Origin of the sequence: Pectobacterium aroidearum, from assembly GCF_041228105.1 — a bacterium.
GTDB classification, from domain to species: Bacteria; Pseudomonadota; Gammaproteobacteria; order Enterobacterales; family Enterobacteriaceae; genus Pectobacterium; species Pectobacterium aroidearum.
Genome location: NZ_CP166097.1, coordinates 1,267,341 through 1,286,458, shown reverse-complemented (window position 1 = coordinate 1,286,458; position 19,118 = coordinate 1,267,341). Strand labels below are relative to the sequence as shown.

General features: G+C 54.8%; 16 protein-coding genes. 9 read left to right on the top strand and 7 right to left on the bottom strand.

Features of this window, described 5'->3' with window-relative positions; translation table 11 throughout:
- Positions 1-8: 8 nt before the first annotated feature.
- From fhuB to hrpB, 5 genes are all read right to left on the bottom strand, one after another.
- Entirely contained in the window at positions 9-1,961 is a 1,953-nt protein-coding gene (gene fhuB / locus AB8809_RS05810; protein ID WP_369987576.1) for a Fe(3+)-hydroxamate ABC transporter permease FhuB, read from the bottom strand.
- A gap of 70 nt (positions 1,962-2,031) precedes the next feature.
- Positions 2,032-2,958: a Fe(3+)-hydroxamate ABC transporter substrate-binding protein FhuD gene (fhuD, locus tag AB8809_RS05805; protein WP_349856587.1), complete on the bottom strand. Its 927-nt coding sequence runs from the start codon at positions 2,956-2,958 to the stop codon at positions 2,032-2,034.
- A gap of 16 nt (positions 2,959-2,974) precedes the next feature.
- Positions 2,975-3,772, bottom strand: coding sequence for a Fe3+-hydroxamate ABC transporter ATP-binding protein FhuC (gene fhuC, locus AB8809_RS05800; protein WP_349856586.1), 798 nt, complete (start codon positions 3,770-3,772; stop codon positions 2,975-2,977).
- A 614-nt stretch (positions 3,773-4,386) separates the two neighbouring features.
- On the bottom strand, positions 4,387-6,867 hold the full coding sequence (gene mrcB, locus AB8809_RS05795) for a bifunctional glycosyl transferase/transpeptidase (protein ID WP_349856585.1): 2,481 nt from the start codon (positions 6,865-6,867) through the stop codon (positions 4,387-4,389).
- Positions 6,868-6,969: 102 nt separating this feature from the next.
- On the bottom strand, positions 6,970-9,414 hold the full coding sequence (gene hrpB / locus AB8809_RS05790; RefSeq protein WP_349856584.1) for an ATP-dependent helicase HrpB: 2,445 nt from the start codon (positions 9,412-9,414) through the stop codon (positions 6,970-6,972).
- Between the two features lie 92 nt (positions 9,415-9,506).
- Here hrpB and thpR point away from each other — a divergent pair, with 92 nt between their 5' ends.
- From thpR to panD, 9 genes are all read left to right on the top strand, one after another.
- Entirely contained in the window at positions 9,507-10,037 is a 531-nt protein-coding gene (thpR, locus tag AB8809_RS05785) for an RNA 2',3'-cyclic phosphodiesterase (protein ID WP_349856583.1), read from the top strand.
- 36 nt (positions 10,038-10,073) lie between these two features.
- Positions 10,074-10,778, top strand: a complete 705-nt coding sequence (sfsA, locus tag AB8809_RS05780) for a DNA/RNA nuclease SfsA (RefSeq protein WP_181848667.1) — start codon at positions 10,074-10,076, stop codon at positions 10,776-10,778.
- Positions 10,779-11,169: 391 nt separating this feature from the next.
- Positions 11,170-11,625: an RNA polymerase-binding protein DksA gene (gene dksA, locus AB8809_RS05775; RefSeq protein WP_010280759.1), complete on the top strand. Its 456-nt coding sequence runs from the start codon at positions 11,170-11,172 to the stop codon at positions 11,623-11,625.
- Between the two features lie 127 nt (positions 11,626-11,752).
- Positions 11,753-12,793: a tRNA glutamyl-Q(34) synthetase GluQRS gene (gene gluQRS, locus AB8809_RS05770; protein ID WP_349856582.1), complete on the top strand. Its 1,041-nt coding sequence runs from the start codon at positions 11,753-11,755 to the stop codon at positions 12,791-12,793.
- A gap of 139 nt (positions 12,794-12,932) precedes the next feature.
- Complete coding sequence (gene pcnB / locus AB8809_RS05765) at positions 12,933-14,345, top strand: polynucleotide adenylyltransferase PcnB (protein ID WP_155116519.1); 1,413 nt, start codon at positions 12,933-12,935, stop codon at positions 14,343-14,345.
- Complete coding sequence (gene folK, locus AB8809_RS05760) at positions 14,345-14,842, top strand: 2-amino-4-hydroxy-6-hydroxymethyldihydropteridine diphosphokinase (protein ID WP_015841285.1); 498 nt, start codon at positions 14,345-14,347, stop codon at positions 14,840-14,842. Before pcnB ends, folK begins: the two co-directional genes overlap by 1 nt.
- A 116-nt stretch (positions 14,843-14,958) precedes the next feature.
- A complete protein-coding gene (gene panB / locus AB8809_RS05755) occupies positions 14,959-15,756 on the top strand; it encodes a 3-methyl-2-oxobutanoate hydroxymethyltransferase (RefSeq protein WP_349856581.1) in 798 nt (265 codons plus the stop codon).
- Between the two features lie 318 nt (positions 15,757-16,074).
- Entirely contained in the window at positions 16,075-16,929 is an 855-nt protein-coding gene (panC, locus tag AB8809_RS05750) for a pantoate--beta-alanine ligase (protein ID WP_349856580.1), read from the top strand.
- A gap of 17 nt (positions 16,930-16,946) precedes the next feature.
- Positions 16,947-17,327, top strand: coding sequence for an aspartate 1-decarboxylase (gene panD, locus AB8809_RS05745; RefSeq protein WP_015841288.1), 381 nt, complete (start codon positions 16,947-16,949; stop codon positions 17,325-17,327).
- Between the two features lie 45 nt (positions 17,328-17,372).
- Here panD and AB8809_RS05740 read toward each other — a convergent pair whose 3' ends face one another.
- Positions 17,373-18,143: an ABC transporter permease gene (locus AB8809_RS05740; protein ID WP_015841289.1), complete on the bottom strand. Its 771-nt coding sequence runs from the start codon at positions 18,141-18,143 to the stop codon at positions 17,373-17,375.
- The gene (locus AB8809_RS05735) at positions 18,140-19,072 is read right to left on the bottom strand and encodes an ABC transporter ATP-binding protein (RefSeq protein ID WP_015841290.1); all 933 of its coding nucleotides are present in this window, start codon (positions 19,070-19,072) and stop codon (positions 18,140-18,142) included. Before AB8809_RS05735 ends, AB8809_RS05740 begins: the two co-directional genes overlap by 4 nt.
- Positions 19,073-19,118 lie beyond the last annotated feature (46 nt).

The window sequence follows — 19,118 nt, the reverse complement described above, 5'->3', positions numbered from 1 at the left end:
CGTTATCGTTATTTCACCTGCTTGCGGAGCAGATAAACAAAGTAAGGCGCACCGATAAACGTCGCGAGCAGCCCCGCCGGAACCTGTGCCGGAAAGAGGATCATTCGGCCGCACCAGTCCGCAATAACCATCAGCGCGCCACCAATCAACGCCGAGCTGGCGATTTGCGGCAACACGCGGTTAAAGCCCAGCATCCGCGCCATATGCGGAGCCATTAACCCGACAAAGCTCATCGGCCCGACCATCAGCGTTGCCATCGCGGTCAGCACCGATGCCAAGAGCAAAACCAGCAGACGAACTGGCGTGACAGCCACGCCAAGTGCTCTGGCCGTTGTGGTGCCAAGCGGCAGAATACGCAGCCAGCGCTGGCACAGCGGGACAATCAATAGCAGCAGAAGGGCAATCACCGCCGTGCGTATCGCGTCTGCCGGTTCGACCGCGTAGGTTGAGCCCGACAGCCAGGTCAGCACGGTTCCCATGCGGGGATCGCCACTGGCCAACAGCAGCGCGATCACGGTGGTGAACGCCATGCTCAGCGCGATCCCAGCCAACAGCATACGCTGCGTGGAGAAACCACCACGTCCGGCAATAATCACCATGATCAGCAGCGTCAACGCCGCCCCTGCACTACCAGCCGGAAGCAGCCACACGAACGCATTACCGGGAACGAAGAACAGCAAAATAATGACGCCAAACGACGCACCGGAACTAATCCCCAGCACTTCCGGACTCCCCATCGGGTTACCCGTCAGCTTCTGTATTAACGTTCCCGCGACCGCCAGCATCACGCCAGCCGTGAGCGCCGCCAGCACCCGCGGCCAGCGCCATGAGAGCAGTTGCCCTAACACATCGCCGCCGCCCCACTGCCAACCTTGTGCGTCTTTCCCTAGCATCAGCGCTGCGCCCACGACGATTCCCAGCAGCATGATGCCAAGTACCAGCCAGGTTCCCCACAAGCGACGTTCAACTGCCGGCGTGCTGTTACTGTCGATCATCGCGGGCTGGCCGCTATTGCGCAGACGCGGCAGCAGCCACAGCAGCAGCGGCGCACCAATCAGCGCTGTCGCTGCGCCCGTTGGAACGTCAAGCCACACGCGGCTCAGCCAGATCACGCCCTGATCGGCAACACCGAGCAGCAACGCACCGAGCAACGGCGCTAATAAGAGACGGTGAAGTAAACGCCGTGCGCCCAACATTTTCGCCAACAGCGGCGCAAATAGGCCGATAAAACCAATAATGCCCGCCGCATTCACCAACTGCGCACACAGGAAAATCCCCAACCCAAGCGCGCTCAGACGTGCCAGCGACAGCCCAAGCCCCAGATTACGCGCGACGCCGTCATCCAGCCCCAACAGCGTTAGCGGGCGAATCAGAAGCAGCGCCAGACAGAAACACACCAGAAGACGTGGAAGCACGAACTGCACATTGCTCCAGTCTTGCTGGTTTAGTACGCCGCTGCTCCACAGGAATAAGCCCTGAAGTTGCTCATGATGGAAGAGCACCAGCAGTTGATTGACCGCGCTACAGTAGAAACTCAGCACCAGCCCCGCCAGTATCAGCGTCACTGGTGATAAACGCTTACCCCAGGCGACGCCAAAAACCAACGCGCCAACCACAAGCGCCCCTATCATGGCTGCGGCCTGCTGGATCACGGCACCGCCAGGCAGCGCCCACAGCGTGACGACCGTGATCCCGAGCTGTGCGCCCGTAGCAATCCCCAGCGTTGACGGCTCGGCCAGCGGATTACGCAAGACCTGCTGGAATAGCACGCCGCACAGCCCCAACCCCGCCCCAATCAGCAGCGCCAGCACCATGCGTGGCAACAGGCTGTAATGAAACAGAAGCTGTTGCATATTGTCCTGAACGGGCTGAGTCAGCCCTACAACCCATTGTGATACTGGTAATTGCTGCTGCAAATTGTAGCTGCCCATTCCCAGCATCACGATCAGCAGAAAACCCATCACGACCACTGGCAGCACCAGAGGATGACCAACGCGCTGGTGCGCGTGTGAGGAACCGACAGACAGAGGGCTAGGCATGATTTCTCGCCTCCATGGCCTGATTCAATACGCGGCAGAAGCGCATCGCCGAAAGCGTCCCTCCATACAGCCAGACGGCAGGCACGCGTTGCACACGCCGTTGACGCACAAACGGCATCGCCTGCCAGAGCGGGTTCTTATCAAGCTGCGCGATAATGGTGCTATCGCCATGCTCGAAGCAGAGCACGTTGGCATCGCCGATCTCCGCCAGACTTTCAATACCCACAATCGTACTGCCCCAGAAGCTGGTTTCACCACGCCAGGCATTTTCTATCCCGATATGATCCATCACTTCCTGAAAAAGACTGTTCTTGCCAATCACCAACACATGGCGACTATCGACCAGTGTGATCAGCAACAGCGGCCTCTGGGTATAAGGTTGAAGCGTGATTTTTTCCTGCTGGAGAAACTGCGCCAGCTCTGTCAGGTGCCGTTCCCCTGCCGCCTTCATATTTAGCGCATCGGCCAGTTTCATGACCGAGGACTGTGCCGCCGTTAGCGGTTTACCCTGTTCGCTGCTAAAGCCAAAACCCAGCATCGGAGAGATGCGGGACATTTTCGCGACCGAAGGGCCGTAGCCTTCAGAGTAAAGAATCATGGACGGGCGAATCTGCGTCAGCAACTCCAGATTCGGCTCGGTACGCAGCCCCACATCAATCACCGAGTCAGGCAGCGCAGGCTCTTTCACCCACAGGTTATAGTTATGCTTATCCGCGATCGCAAAGGGGGTAATGCCTAACGCCAGAAGCAGCTCAACGGGCAACCATTCCAGCGCTACAATACGGTGTAGATCGGGAAATGTGGCTGTGGCTCCTCTGCTCGCCGCCGAATACACCAGCGGCGACAATAGCAGCGCCGTCAGCAAACGACGGCGTAGCGGATCGGGAGAGGATGGAGAAGAAAAACGTTCAGGCATCATGAGCAGAAAAACCGAGTTAACAAACGAAGCTGACCGGTGCGCCACCAGCCGGATGAGGCAGAATGCCCATGGGAATACCGTAGATGTTTTCCAGCACATCCCCTTGCATCAGCGCGACAGGCTCACCTTGCGCAATCATGTTGCCGCCCCGCAGCGCCACCAAGTGATCGCAGTAGCGGGCAGCCATATTGATATCATGCAGCACCGTAATGACGGTGATACCACGCTCGCGGCTCATACGCTGGATCAGTGCCAGCACCTCAACCTGATGGGCAATATCCAGTGCGGAGGTCGGTTCATCCAGTAACAGACAGCGGCTATCCTGCGCCACCGTCATCGCCAGCCAGGCTCGCTGCCGTTCACCGCCGGACAGGCTGTCCACCAGACGATTCGCGAATGGCTTTAGTCCTACCAGCGTGATGGCTTCTTCAACCTTTTCCCGATCGGCACTACCGAAACGGCCTAATGCGCCATGCCACGGGTAACGCCCTACAGCAACCAGTTCACGCACAGTCATCCCTTCGGCGGCAGGAAGCTGCTGCGGTAAATAAGCCACCTGACGGGCGAACAATTTGCTATCCCAGCTTCCAATTGCCTGTTCTCCCAGCAATGCCGTTCCGCTGCTGGCGGGCTGGTGACGGCCCAGTATTTTCAGCAAGGTCGATTTACCTGAGCCGTTATGCCCAATCAGACCGCATACTTTCCCGACAGGGAATGTGATGGAGAGCGGATGTAGTAGCGTGCGCCCGGCGACGGAAAAGCTGACGTCGTCCAGTCTGAAGGTGGTATCAGGCAGTACAGTTTGATTTTGCATAGCGTTTTTGGTTTTTAGTGTCACTGAAGGACAGGAGTAAGCCGCGATCGCAACGCCCGTCACTCTCAAATTCCCCGCGTAACAACCGGGCTAAAAGAGAACGATAATGATTACGATAAAGGCAGCATGATAGGCGCAACAGAATACCAATCGCAAGACTTTTACCTGTCAGCAACAGAATGGCATGGCAGGAAAAGCGGTCTCAGGCAGGATGCGGAGCTCGTCTCAAAATAGCAGAGAAAAAAATCCAATTAGATTCAGCCTATTAGGAACATTTTATGCCACTATTGAGGCGGTTTCGTGCGCGATAATACCGTTATTTTCATGCTACCTTGTAGCACGCGCCCGACATAGGGGGCTACGCCAGCCCCCTATGAACCCCGGCTTTTAGCGCGAATTATGCCGCTGACGCGGTTCCTTCGTCGGTATCAGGCTTAACGGACCGCTTGCGACACGTTCCATACGTGGCGCAAGCTTTCGCCGCGTCCATGCGGCTCATCCTAAGCCTGCTATCTCCTCAGCATAATTTTTTACGCTAGATAACGACAAAACACGTGATACCCCTGTATTTATCTATAAGAAACAATAGATTAACCGGAGGCAGTGAGAAGCGTTTATTGACCAAACATTTGTTTGATCCAGTCGGCGACGCCTTCTCCATCTTGCTGTCCTTGCTGTGCGGAAGGCTGCGGCTGGCTGGCCTGACACAGCGCCTGCGGGTTATCCGTCCAGACTGGCAAGACACGTCCGGCACTGCTGCCGTTACAGATAAAGTTACCGCTGGCATCCACCGTCATGGTCGTAATGCCTTCCGGCGGCGTCAACATGAGCGGCAGAGGCGTCTGGTTTTCCAGATAGCGACGATAAATCGTCAGCGCACCGTTCGCCCCCGTCAGCTTGGCCGGGCCGTTGTTATCGCGCCCTACCCAGCTAATCGCCACTTCTTTACCGTCGATTCCGGCAAACCAGCTGTCACGCAGGTCATTGGTGGTCCCCGTTTTCGCCGCCAGATGATAATTCGGGAATTTCACCGCCAGCGAACGTGACGTCCCGCGTTCGACAACCTGCTGCATACCATACAGCGTCAAATAGGCCGCCTGTGCAGGAACCGCCCGTTCAGCCTGCGGGAAGCTCTGGTACAGCACCGTGCCATCTTCCGCAATCACTGACCGCAACGAGGAAAGCGGTGCACGGTTGCCGCCGCTGGCGATCGTCTGGTATTCCTGCGCTACTTCCATCGGCGTCAGACTGATCGCCCCCAGCAGCATCGCCGGTACAGGTTGAATCACGTTTTCCGGGATCCCCAGACGCTTCAGCGTTGCCGTGATCTGATCCAGCCCCACAGCCATCCCCAGATTAACGGTCGGGACGTTCAGCGAGTTCGCCAGCGCATCGACCAGCATGACACGGCCGCGGAACTCACGATCGTAGTTCTTCGGCTGCCATAGCTGACCGTTAGATTGCTTGATCGACAGCGGCTCATCCGCCAGCAGGGTGTTCAGACGATAAGTGTCCGGCTGGCTCAGCGCGGTCAGATAGGTCGGCGGCTTCGCCAACGAACCAACGGGACGACGCGCCTGTAACGCACGGTTAAACCCGGCATACTGCGTTTGAGAGCCGCCAACCATCGCGCGAATTTCACCGCTAAAACGATCGACAATTACCATCGCCGCTTCCAGATCGCTCACGTTACGGCCTGCGCGCAGTGCCGGAACGCCGACCTCTACCGCTTTTTCCGCCGCATCCTGCGAGACCGGATCGAGCGTGGTAAAGATCTTCACGCCGGAGAGATCGTTAACTTTGTCGCCAAGCCGCTGTTGCAGTTCCTGACGCACTAGCTGCATAAACGCAGGCTGAGGGCTGATGACGCCGCCTTTCGGCTGTACGCCCAGCGGACGCGCGCTCAGCATGTTGTACAGATCGGCATCAATCACCTGCTGATTCTGCAACAGACGCAGCACCAGATTGCGTCGCTCTAAGGTAATCTCCGGATTACGCCACGGATTGTACAGCGACGCCCCTTTCACCATGCCCACCAGCAGCGCCTGCTGATCGAGGCTCAGTTCATTCACCGGGCGACCAAAATAGTACAGGCTGGCAAGCGGGAAGCCGCGGATCTGATCGTTACCGCTTTGACCGAGGTACACCTCGTTAAGGTACAGCTCAAGGATACGATCCTTGCTGTAGCGATAATCCATGATCAGCGCCATATAGGCTTCGTTAGCTTTACGCCACAGCGAACGCTCATTAGTCAGGAACAAGTTCTTAACCAACTGCTGCGTCAGCGTACTGCCGCCCTGTACCGCGCGTCCTGCCGTGATGTTGGCTAAAAACGCACGGCCAATCGAGTACAGGCTAATACCATCATGTTCATAAAAATGGCGGTCTTCGGTCGCGACCAGCGTATCAACCAGCAGATCGGGGAAGCCGGAACGCGGCACGAATAAACGCTGTTCACCATTCGGCGACTGCATCATGGTGATCAGTTTTGGATCGAGACGGAAAAAGCCGAAGTTGCGCTGATTATCCAGATTCTGGATCTGCGACAGACGATCGTTGGCAAACGTCAGGCGCGCCTGAATCTGCCCTTCTTTCCCATCAGGGAAATCAAACGGACGGCGCAGCATGTCGATGCTGTTGCCGCGCACGCTGAATTCACCCGGACGGGTAATGCGGCTCACCTGACGGTATTGCATACCTTCCAGCAGGCTGATCATCTCTTTCTGGCTATAGGCCATACCCGGCTCAAGGTTGACCATACGGCCATAGACGGCGGCGGGCAACTGCCAGACTTTGCCTTCAATACGGCTGCGGATCTGGCTGTCGAGATACACGCCATAGATTGCCATCGCGACGGCAAAGATCAGGAACAGCTTGATAGCCAGCCCCAGCCAGCGCCGTCTTCTCTGCGATTTCCGCGTCATGGTATCATCGCCGTCGTCGTCATTATCGTCGTCATAGTCGTCCTGATAATCGTCATAGTCATCATCATCATAGTCGTCATCCCTGCGACGTCGTATGGCCTGTTTGCGTTCAGGCTTACGTTTTGGCGCTTTCCCTTTACGTCCGATAGGTTCGCGGTCATCCCGAGACATTACAATAACTTCTCCATCAGGTTGTTCACGGCTATCTGCTCTGCGCTCAAGCCGCCTACTCTGTTTCCAGCCCCTTTTTTGGGAAAGCGGAAACGTCTGAAATTAGTGATTCTGATATTTCTTGGTACGCCTCGTTGGAGCCGTATTCGCCGGATCGTCCGGCCAGACATGCTTGGGGTAACGCCCCTTCATCTCTTTTTGCACCTCGCGGTACGTGCCTTGCCAAAATGCGGCTAAATCACGCGTAATCTGTAGTGGACGCTGTGCTGGCGATAAAAGCTCCAACACCAGCGCCACACGACCTTCCGCCAGCAGCGGGCTCTGCTGCTCGCCGAACATTTCCTGCATCCGTACCGACAGCACCGGGGGTTTATCGTCATAATAGGCGATAGGCAAGCGACTGCCGCCGGGTGCCGTGTAGTGCGTGGGCAATGCGCTATCCAGCCGTTGGCGCAGCGGCCAGTCCAACAGCCGCAGCAGCGCATCGCTCAAGCTAATCTGGTGCAGCGCTCGTAAATCACGCACGCCGGACAGCGACGGCTGTAGCCAGATTTCCAGCGTTGCCAGCAGCGTTTCATCATCCACTCGCGGCCAGTCAACTTCAGGCAACCACTGATGAGCACACTGTAGCCGGGCGCGTAGCTGCAACGCCGTGGCGTCCCAGTTTAATGCATCAATCCCCTGTTCCCGAATCCAGGATAACAGCGCCTGCTGCAGTGCTTCATCGGAAGGCTTGTTCAGCGGGCGTGTTCTCAGGGTCAGGCAACCTATCTGGTCACGCTGGCTGGCGCGCAGAGTACCCTTTTCTTCGTCCCAGTGCACCACGTTATGTTCATTTATTAGTCCGGGTAGCCGCCGTTCCAGCCGCTCAATATCCAGCGGCAACGCCAGCAGGATCCGTGCCTCTGCGTTCTGATTATTTTGTAAGAGCGCCGGAGCCAGCAACCACTCCGTGCCTGATAACGCCTCATCAGCCGACATCATCGCGCCGCTTCCGTTAGCAAGCTGGTAGCGCCCATCCTGACTGCGCCGCCGGGCAATGCGGTCTGGGAAAGCCTGCGCCAGCAGCCAGTCAGCTTCTCCGCTGTCAATTTGTCCCGAAACCGTCGATAAACGGCGCGTCAGCTGCTTTGCCCGCCGCAACCAGTGCGGTAATGGGCGATGTAACCAGTCAGCCAGATTAATCGACCCGCTACGTGGCGGCTCTTCGAGTATCGCCGCCAGACACCCCGCGGTGGCCAACGTTTCTGAACTTTGCTGTGACGCGGCATACAACATCGTCGCCAGACGCGCATCACTGCCGAGTGCGGCGATCTTCCGACCTTCAGCGGTCAACCGATCTTGCTCATCGGTAATACCAAGCTGACGTAGCAGCTTGCGGGCGGCATACAGCGCGGGAGCGGGTGGTGTATCCAGCCAGGTTAACTGCGCGACATCGGTACAGCCCCACTGTAATAAGTCCAGCCAGACGCTACTTAAATCGCTATTCAGTATCTCAGCTTCGCTTTGCGCCGCTGCGCGTTCTGCCTGTTCACGAGAGCACAGATGCCAGCAAATACCGGGGCTTAACCGTCCGGCACGTCCGGCGCGTTGCACCATAGAGGCCTGACTGATTCGCTGTGTCACCAGTCGGGTAACGCCGCTTTTCACATCAAAGCTGGCGACACGTTCAAGACCGCTATCCACCACCAGCCGGATCCCTTCAATCGTCAGACTGGTTTCTGCAATATTGGTGGCTAACACCACCTTACGACGCCCCGGTTCAGCGGGCAGAATCGCCTTTTGCTGTTCCGCCAGCGTCAATGCGCCGTATAACGGACAGAGATCCGTCTCGCTCGACACGCTATTTTCCAGCAGCGCCTGCACTCGGCGAATCTCCGCGACGCCGGGCAAAAACAGCAGAAGCGAACCGTCTTCTTCACTGAGCAAGCGTCGCACCTGTCGCGCAACGCCGTCTTCCAAACGCTCCTGATTATTTAACGGCGCATAGCACCGTTCAACCGGATAGCTGCGACCTTCGGAAACCACGCAGGCGGCTTCCGGCAGCAGCGCCGCCAGCCGCGTATTGTCGAGCGTTGCTGACATAATCAGCAGTTTTAAATCGTCGCGTAGCCCTTGCTGCACATCGAGCAGCAGCGCCAATGCCAAATCGGCCTGCACGCTGCGCTCATGAAATTCATCAAGGATGATCAGCGCTACACCTTGCAGCTCCGCATCCTGTTGCAGCAAACGGGTCAGCATCCCTTCGGTGACAACTTCCAGCTTCGTTGCGTCACTCACGCGGCTTTCTGACCGCATGCGATACCCTATCGTCTGTCCCGGTTCCTCACCGAGCTGCTGCGCCAGTCGCCAGGCCACGCTTTTCGCCGCCAGACGACGCGGCTCCAGCATGATGATGCGACCATTTAACTTTCCCTGTTGCAGCAATTGCAACGGCAGCCAGGTCGATTTTCCCGCCCCTGTTGGGGCATTGAGCAGCACCTGAGGCGCGGTATGTAGCGCCGTTATGACATCGTCCAGCACGGCGCTGACGGGCGGTAAAATCACAGACATCTCCGTATAAGGTTAACTTTCAGCGGCGAGCATTGTAGCATCAGGATAAATGTAGCATCTGATGGAATCAGAACAGAGAGATCGCCATGTCAGCCCCTCGCCGCCTGTTTTTTGCCCTATCACTACCGGAAACCACACAGCAAGAGATTATCCGCTGGCGTGCCGAGCACTTCCCTCTGGAAGCGGGTCGTCCGGTCGCGGCGGCCAATCTTCATCTGACGCTGGCTTTTTTGGGTGACGTGAGTGAACAAAAAGCACAGGTCTTACAGACACTGGCAGGCCGCATCCGTCAGCCCGCCTTTTCCCTTACGCTGAATGACGCCGGACACTGGCCCCGTCCCGGCGTAGTCTGGTTGGGCTGCCGCCGCGCGCCGCGTGGCCTGCTACAGCTCGCGGAACTGTTGCGTTCTCAAGCTGCACGCAACGGCTGTTATCAAACGGCATTACCTTTTCATCCACACATTACGCTATTGCGCGGCGCGGCTCGTCCTGTTGCGATTCCCCCCGCAACCTTCAGTTGGCAGGTCGATATGACGCAATTCTCGCTTTACGAGTCACTCTTCGACAATGGTAAAACCCGCTATCAGCAGTTGGAAAGCTGGTCATTTATCAAATAAGTGAGCAGGCGAATAAACGCATAAAACAGGATACGCATGAACTATACCCCACGTTTACAACCCGCCCGATTGATTAAACGTTACAAACGCTTTTTGGCCGATGTCGTGACCCCGGAAGGCGAGACGCTCACGCTGCACTGTGCCAATACTGGCGCGATGACGGGCTGTGCGACGCCCGGCGATACCGTCTGGTACTCCACATCCGATAACCCTAAACGTAAGTATCCGCACAGCTGGGAGCTGACAGAAACGCAACAAAATCACTGGATTTGTGTCAATACTCTGCGTGCCAACACATTATTATACGAAGCCTTATTGGAGAATCGCGTAGAAGAACTGTCGGGCTATTCAGACGTAAAAACGGAAGTGAGATACGGTACGGAAAATAGCCGAGTCGACCTGCTTTTACAGGCGCCGGACAAGATTGACTGCTATATTGAGGTGAAATCAGTCACATTATTGCAACATGAATGTGGTTACTTTCCCGATGCAGTTACACTCAGAGGGCAAAAGCATCTGCGTGAGCTGCAACAGATGGTTTCCAATGGAAAACGTGCGGTGCTTTTTTTCGCCGTGCTCCATTCAGGAATCCAGCAGGTTTCTCCCGCACGGCATATTGATTCACGCTATGCGGAATTATTTACAGAAGCACAACGGGCAGGGGTTGAAATTTTATGTTACGGCTCCACATTATGCCCTGACGGTATTACATTGACGCACAAGTTACCGTTGTTGGGATGACACACAAGCATTGCATAACACGCCGAACGTACCACCAAAGGCGTAACACATTGTTTATTATTTAATGGTTACCCTAAATAATTCGAGTTTCAGGAAGGCGGCAAGGGAAGGAGTCCCGATGAGCTCACATAGGTAAGTGATTCGGGTAACTGAACGAAGCCAACGCACATGCAACTTGAAGTATGACAGGTATAAGCAGGTTGTTCCTCACACTTTATCAGGCCGGTGTCAGGAAGCATTGCCAACCCCATCTCCATCTGCTATTTATAGCGGCCTGTTTTTTCCCCCTTTGGGGCCGATATACCCAGATAGCTGAAGTTCTGGTCGACAACGCCGCAACTTCACTGCATAAAAGGGTATTATGCGTGTCGTGTTATGTAGGAGAAGCAACATGCAAGAAGGGCAAAACCGTAAGACATCTTCTCTGAGCATTCTCGCAATTGCCGGAGTAGAGCCGTACCAGGAGAAGCCGGGCGAAGAGTATATGAACGACGCTCAGCTGGCTCATTTCAAGCGTATTCTTGAAGCATGGCGCAACCAACTCATGGATGAAGTGGATCGAACTGTATCGCACATGCGCGATGAAGCCGCTAATTTCCCCGATCCCGTGGATCGTGCTGCGCAGGAAGAAGAGTTCAGTCTCGAACTGCGTAACCGTGACCGTGAGCGCAAACTGATCAAGAAAATCGCCAAAACACTGGTGAAAATCGAAGAAGAGGATTTCGGATTCTGCGAATCCTGTGGCGTCGAGATTGGCATCCGCCGTCTGGAAGCACGTCCGACCGCCGATCTGTGTATCGACTGCAAGACATTGGCAGAGATACGCGAAAAGCAAATGGCAGGATAATCTTCCTGCTCAGAATCGGCTCCTGCCCCGCAGGAGCCGGCTCCAGACATGTTACCGCTGATGAATGATGTTCATCACTCTATCTTCTTGTCTGGATAAAACGCTGACGAGATAGCACCAACCTCTTATGTCTGGAACCGCTGGTTGTACCGAAAAAAACCGTTTTGCTGAAATTAATGGTTTTACTGAAGCTAGTAGTTTTACTGAAATTAATCGTCTTGCTGAAACCAGCCCTTCTCCTGAATCGCCCCTCTTTACTGAAACCGACCACTATATCGGACGTTTTGCGCCTTCTCCCTCTGGCGATCTGCATTTTGGCTCACTCATCGCCGCACTGGGTAGTTATCTGCAAGCGCGTTCCCAACAAGGGCGTTGGCTGGTACGCATTGAAGACATCGATCCGCCACGGGAAATTCCCGGTGCCGCCTCCCGCATACTTGCCCAGTTAGAACACTACGGCCTGTACTGGGACGGCGATGTGATTTACCAGTCACAACGCCATGCGCGTTACCGTGAGATTCTTCAGCAGTTACAACAGCAGGGAATGAGCTATTACTGCACCTGTACGCGTAGCCGTATTCAGCAGCTAGGTGGGCACTATGACGGCTATTGCCGGACGCGTAATCTTCCCGCCGACAACGCCGCACTACGCCTGCGCCAGACGACGCCAGTATTCCATTTTCACGATAGGTTACGTGGTGAGTTGTATGCCGACACGGTACTCGCGCAGGAAGATTTTATTATTCACCGCCGCGACGGGCTGTTTGCCTATAATCTGGCCGTCGTGATCGACGATAACGATCAGGGTATTACGGAGATCGTACGCGGTGCCGATCTTATCGAGCCAACAGTCCGGCAGATTTCGCTCTATCAGCAGTTAGGCTATGCGATCCCGACCTATGTTCATCTGCCGCTGGTTCTGAATACAGACGGAAATAAGCTTTCCAAACAAAATCATGCACCGGCGTTACCGAATAGCGATCCGCGTCCCGTGCTGCTTGCCGCACTGCAATTTTTGCATCAACCGCTGCCGGAACACACTCAGGACATGACGCTTTCTGCACTGCTGGCATGGTCTGTCGCGCACTGGTCCCTTGATGTCATCCCGCTACAGGCGGCAATAAACGCGTCCGCGATCACATCAGCATTCTCAAAGGGGCATTGGTGAGCTATGATTAGCCGCTATTTTTAGTGACGCGCCATTCTTAGCCGTCACCCTTGCAGGCCGTCACCGGGGCGATGTCAAAAATGTCTCCCGGACGTTTTTTGCTGTGCCGTTGATTTATCCATCACTATCGAGGTGTATTATCTTTTCCCGAGTTGCTAATTTTTGCCGTAAAGTACTGAATCGTGAGAACGACATGGTCGAATTAGAGGAACCACATCAGCATCTGACGGTGATTCCGCGTGACCAACACACTATTTCACGCAGCGACATCAGCGATAACGCGCTGAAAGTACTTTATCGCCTGAACAAAGCGGGCTACGAGGCTTATCTGGTTGGCGGCGGCGTACGCGACCTGCTGCTGGGTAAAAAGCCGAAGGATTTTGATATCACCACTAACGCCACACCCGATCAGGTGCGCAAGTTGTTCCGCAACTGCCGCTTGGTTGGACGTCGTTTCCGTCTCGCCCATATTATGTTCGGGCCAGAGGTGATTGAAGTTGCCACGTTCCGTGGTCACCACGATCAGCATCAGGAACAGCAGGAAACCAAGAATTCTTCTCAGCAGGCCCAAAGCGGCATGCTGCTACGCGACAATATTTTCGGCTCGGTTGAAGAAGACGCCCAGCGTCGCGATTTCTCGATCAATAGCCTCTATTACAGCATCGCTGATTTCAGCGTCCGTGACTATACCGGTGGCCTGAACGATCTGCGTCAGGGCGTCATCCGTATGATTGGCGATCCTGAAACACGCTACCGTGAAGACCCGGTGCGTATGCTGCGCGCAGTCCGTTTTGCCGCCAAGTTGAACATGACGGTCAGCCCGGAAACCGCCGAACCCATTCCTCGTCTAGCCTCGCTGCTGCACGATATCCCTGCCGCGCGTATGTTTGAAGAGTCGCTGAAGCTGCTTCAGTCAGGGCATGGCTATCCAACCTATAAAATGCTGTGTGAATACCAGCTGTTTCAGCCGCTTTTCCCGCTGTTGAGTCGCTATTTCACACCAAACGGCGATTCTACGCTGGAGCGTATGGTTGCACAGGTGTTGAAAAATACCGATCAGCGCCTGCAAAACAATATGCGGGTCAATCCGGCATTTTTGTTCTCTGCCATGCTGTGGTACCCGCTGATTGAACATGCACAAAAGCTGGCTCAGGAAAGTGGTCTGGCCTACTTTGATGCCTTCTCACTGGCAACGAACGATGTACTGGATGAACAATGCCGTTCTCTGGCGATTCCTAAACGTATTACTTCGTTAGTCCGTGATATCTGGCAACTGCAAACGCGTCTGTCTCGTCGTCAGGGTAAACGCGCTTATAAGCTGATGGAACATCCTAAATTCCGTGCCGCGTATGACCTGCTTTGCCTGCGTGCCGAAATTGAAAACCATCAGGAGCTGCTGCGTCTGGCTCAGTGGTGGGGTGAATTCCAGGTTGCTGCGCCGCCACGCCAGCAAAACATGCTGAAATCGTTGGATGATGGCCCGACGCCACACCGACGCTCCCGCCCTCGCCGGCCGCGTAAACCGACTACGACACGCAGGGATCAAGCCTGATGGCACGAGTGTATCTGGCGCTGGGCAGCAACCTTGCCCAGCCTTTGCAACAGGTACGCGCTGCACTGGCTGCGCTGGATGCGATTCCACAAACCCGCGTCGTTCACTGCTCCTCGTTTTACCGTAGTCGTCCGCTCGGCCCGCAGGATCAGCCGGATTACCTGAATGCCGTCGTTGAGCTGGAAACTGAATTAGCCCCCGAGTCGCTTCTCGATCGCACACAGGCAATCGAGCTGGAACAAGGCCGCGAACGTAAGGAACACCGCTGGGGGCCGCGCACGTTGGATTTGGACATTCTGCTGTTCAGCGATACCGTTATCCAGACTGAACGCCTGACCGTGCCGCATTACGACATGAAGAATCGCGAATTCATGCTCTACCCGCTCGCGGAAATCGCCCCTGAACTGACATTCCCCGACGGTGAAACACTCGCCCAACGGCTAACCCATGTCGATCGCAACGGTCTGACATTGTGGGACAACAGCAATCCCGCCTAAGCCATAATAAAGCCTACCTACAAGCAGATTGAAGCGCGACGGGTATATCGCTACTCGTCAGCTTACATTAGAATGTCCCCCTCAATTCTTCGCCCTATTGACATAGGAAGACCGTCATGAAACCGACGACTATCTCCCATTTGCGCCAATGGAAACAAGAGCAGCGAAAATTCGCTACGATTACGGCTTACGACGCCAGCTTCTCTCGCCTGTTTTTTGAACAAGGCATCCGCGTGATGCTGGTGGGTGACTCACTGGGTATGACCGTGCAGGGTCACGATTCCACCTTACCTGTAACCACCAGCGATATCGTTTACCACACCCAATGTGTTCGCCGTGGCGCACCGCTGGCGCTGGTTCTCTCCGACATGCCTTTTATGACCTATGCCACACCGGAACAAACCTTCAGCCAGGCCGCAGAGCTAATGCGCGCAGGCGCGAATATGGTGAAACTGGAAGGCGGAAGCTGGCTTGCACCGACGGTAAAAATGCTGACCGAACGCGCCGTGCCAGTTTGCGGTCATTTGGGTCTGACGCCGCAGTCCGTTAACATCTTCGGCGGCTATAAAATTCAGGGGCGGAGCGAAAGCGATGCTAATCAACTGCTAGCTGATGCGCTCTCGCTTGAAGAAGCAGGAGCGCAGCTGCTCGTGCTGGAATGCGTACCGGTCGCGTTGGCTAAACGCGTCACCGACGCGCTATCGATTCCAGTGATCGGCATTGGCGCAGGCAACGTTACCGACGGGCAGATTCTGGTTATGCATGATGCTTTCGGCATTACCGGTGACAAAACGCCTAAGTTTGCCAAGAACTTTCTGGCGCAAAGCGGCGGTGATATCCGCGCGGCGGTACGCCTGTATGCACAAGAAGTCGAACAGGGTATCTATCCGGCCGAAGAACATTCATTTCATTAAAAAACGAGCATTCCGTTAATCGGACTTATACCCTAAATAATTCGAGTGCAGGACAAAACGTTAACGTTTTGAACAACGCAAAGCGTTGGCCCCTTTAGGGCGAGGCTCATTTATGGGCCTCGTAACGCGGCAAGAGAAAGAATCCCGATGAGCTTACTTGAGTAAGTGATTCGGGTGAGTGACAAATCTGCCTGTGGCAGATTTGAACGCTGCTTGCAGCGGCCCCTACGGGGCGAGGTCCACGCAAGTGGGCCGAGTATCGTAGCCAACGCACATGCAGCTTGAAGTATGACGGGTATATTTTTTAGGAGTACGAGTGTGTTAATAATCGAAACCCCTCTGCTGCTGCGCCGCGAAGTCCGTCGCTGGCGTCAGGAAGGGAAACGCATTGCTTTGGTTCCCACCATGGGTAACTTGCATGACGGGCACATGACGCTGGTCGATGAAGCCAGGGCACGCGCCGATATCGTTATTGTCAGCGTTTTTGTCAATCCCATGCAGTTTGAGCGGCCAGATGATTTAGCCCGCTACCCCCGGACGTTGCAGGAAGACTGCGAGAAATTGAATCGCCGCGGTGCCGATCTGGTTTTCGCACCGAGCCCGGATGTGATATACCCAAATGGACTGGAGTCGCAAACGTTTGTCGATGTGCCTGGACTGTCTTCTATGTTGGAAGGCGCCAGCCGTCCCGGCCATTTTCGCGGCGTAGCCACCATCGTCAGCAAGCTGTTCAATCTGGTACAGCCGGATGTAGCCTGCTTCGGTGAAAAAGATTACCAGCAGTTAGCGCTGATTCGGCAGCTCGTCCGCGATATGGGTTATGACATTGATATCATCGGTGTCCCTATCGTGCGTACCAAAGACGGTTTGGCATTGAGCTCGCGTAATGGCTACCTCAGTGCTGAAGAGCGCCAACTGGCACCCATACTTTATCAGCTGATGATGGCGCTTTCAGCGCAGTTGGACAACGGCGATCGTCAGATAGAGACCATGCTGGAACAAACCGCAGAGCAGTTGCGCGAAGCGGGCTTTACGCCTGATGAACTATTCATCCGCGATGCTGATACGCTACAACCGCTGAACACTGCCAGCACACGAGCAGTGATTTTGATGGCTGCCTGGTTAGGCAAGGCCAGATTGATTGATAACCACCAGGTCGATTTGACTGTATGAACCGAGGTAACAAAGCGATGATACGTACCATGCTGCAAGGCAAGCTGCACCGGGTCAAAGTGACTCAGGCTGACTTGCATTATGAAGGCTCTTGCGCCATCGATCAGGATTTTATGGATGCCGCTGGCATTCTGGAATACGAAGCGATTGATATCTACAACGTTGATAACGGTCAGCGTTTCTCTACCTACGCGATTGCGGGAGAAAGAGGTTCACGCATTATCTCCGTAAACGGCGCCGCCGCTCGCCTTGCCTGCGTGGGCGACAAACTGATTATCTGTTCCTATGTGCAGATGTCCGACGAGCAAGCCAGAAGCCACAACCCCAAGGTTGCCTATTTCTCTGGCGATAACGAGCTGCAACGTCAGGCCAAAGCGATTCCGGTTCAGGTTGCCTGATAGCTAAGCAAAAGGCGGTGTTACCACCGCCTTCTCATTCACATACTACGTCCGCAGCCCGCGTCCGCGTTCAATCAGCCACCAGACCAGCAGATAAAACACCACGATAAAGGCAATCAGTACCGACATCGTAAACAGCAATGGCACGTCCTGAATTCCGAGGAAACCGTAACGGAAGCCGCTAATCATGTACACCACCGGGTTCAGTTTAGACACAGCCTGCCAGAACGGCGGCAGCAACGTCAGTGAGTAAAACACCCCGCCCAGATAGGTCAGCGGCGTTAACACAAACGTCGGAATCAGGCTGATATCATCAAAGGTTTTCGCAAATACCGCGTTCAATAATCCCGCCAGCGAGAACAGCATTGCCGTCAATAACAGCGTCAGAACAATGACCCACCAGGCATGAACGTGCAGCGGGACGAAGAACAGCGATACCGCCGTTACCAAAACTCCCACGCACAGGCCACGAGCGATACCCCCGCCAACATAGCCCGCGATAATCACGTGAGTCGGCACCGGTGCAACCAGCAGTTCCTCAATATTGCGCTGAAACTTGGCGCTGAAGAAGGAAGAGGCCACGTTGGCATACGCGTTGGTGATCACCGCCATCATGATCAAACCCGGCACGATAAACTGCATGTAGGTAAAACCATGCATTTCGCCAATGCGTGAGCCAATCAGGTTGCCAAAAATAATAAAATACAGCGTCATGGTGATCACTGGCGGCACCAGCGTCTGAATCCAGATACGCCCAAATCGGGTAACTTCTTTCACCCAGATACTCTGTAGCGCCACCCAATACAAATGCATCATGCCTTCTCTCCCTTACCGCTTGTCCCATTTACCAGCGTGACAAACAGCTCTTCTAACCGGTTCGCTTTATTACGCATACTTAATATCGTTATCCCCTGTGCGTTCAACTGGCTGAATAGCGCATTCAGACCTTGCTCACGCATCACATCGACTTCCAGCGTTGACGTGTCCGTCAGGCGGAACGTGTAGCCTTCAAGCTGCGGCAGCGGGCTTTTTGCCGCCAGATCGAAAATAAACGTTTCTGATTTCAACTTGCCAAGCAGCTGCTTCATTGAGGTATTTTCCACCAGCTCTCCCCGCTGGATGATCCCAATGTTGCGGCACAGCATTTCCGCTTCTTCCAGATAGTGCGTCGTCAGGATAATCGTGGTGCCCTGTGCGTTCAGCTCCTTCAAAAAGCCCCACATAGAACGACGTAATTCGATATCTACACCGGCGGTAGGTTCATCAAGAATCAGCAGTTTAGGCTCGTGCATTAGCGCACGCGCAATCATCAAACGACGCTTCATCCCGCCGGATAACATCATCGCCTTTTCGCTGCGTTTCTCCCACAGATCCAGCTGTTTCAGGTATTTTTCCGCACGCAGCAATGCATCCTGACGTTTCACGCCATAGTAGCCAGCCTGGTTAACCACAATCTGTGATACCGTTTCGAAAGGATTAAAGTTAAATTCTTGCGGGACGAGCCCCAACTGGCGTTTCGCATTCACTTTATCCAGCTCAAGGTCATAGCCGAAGACGCGAACTTTGCCGGCGGTTTTGTTCACCAGCGAGCTGATAATCCCAATCGTGGTGGATTTTCCCGCGCCATTTGGCCCCAGCAGCGCATAGAAATCCCCCGCTTCCACGTTCAGGTCGATCCCCCGTAACGCTTTGACGCCTCCCGGATAGGTTTTGGTTAATTGCGCCAGTTCCAGTGCATATGTCATAAGAAATGGATTGCCTTATTATCAGTGAGTTCTACAGGTTCGAAGT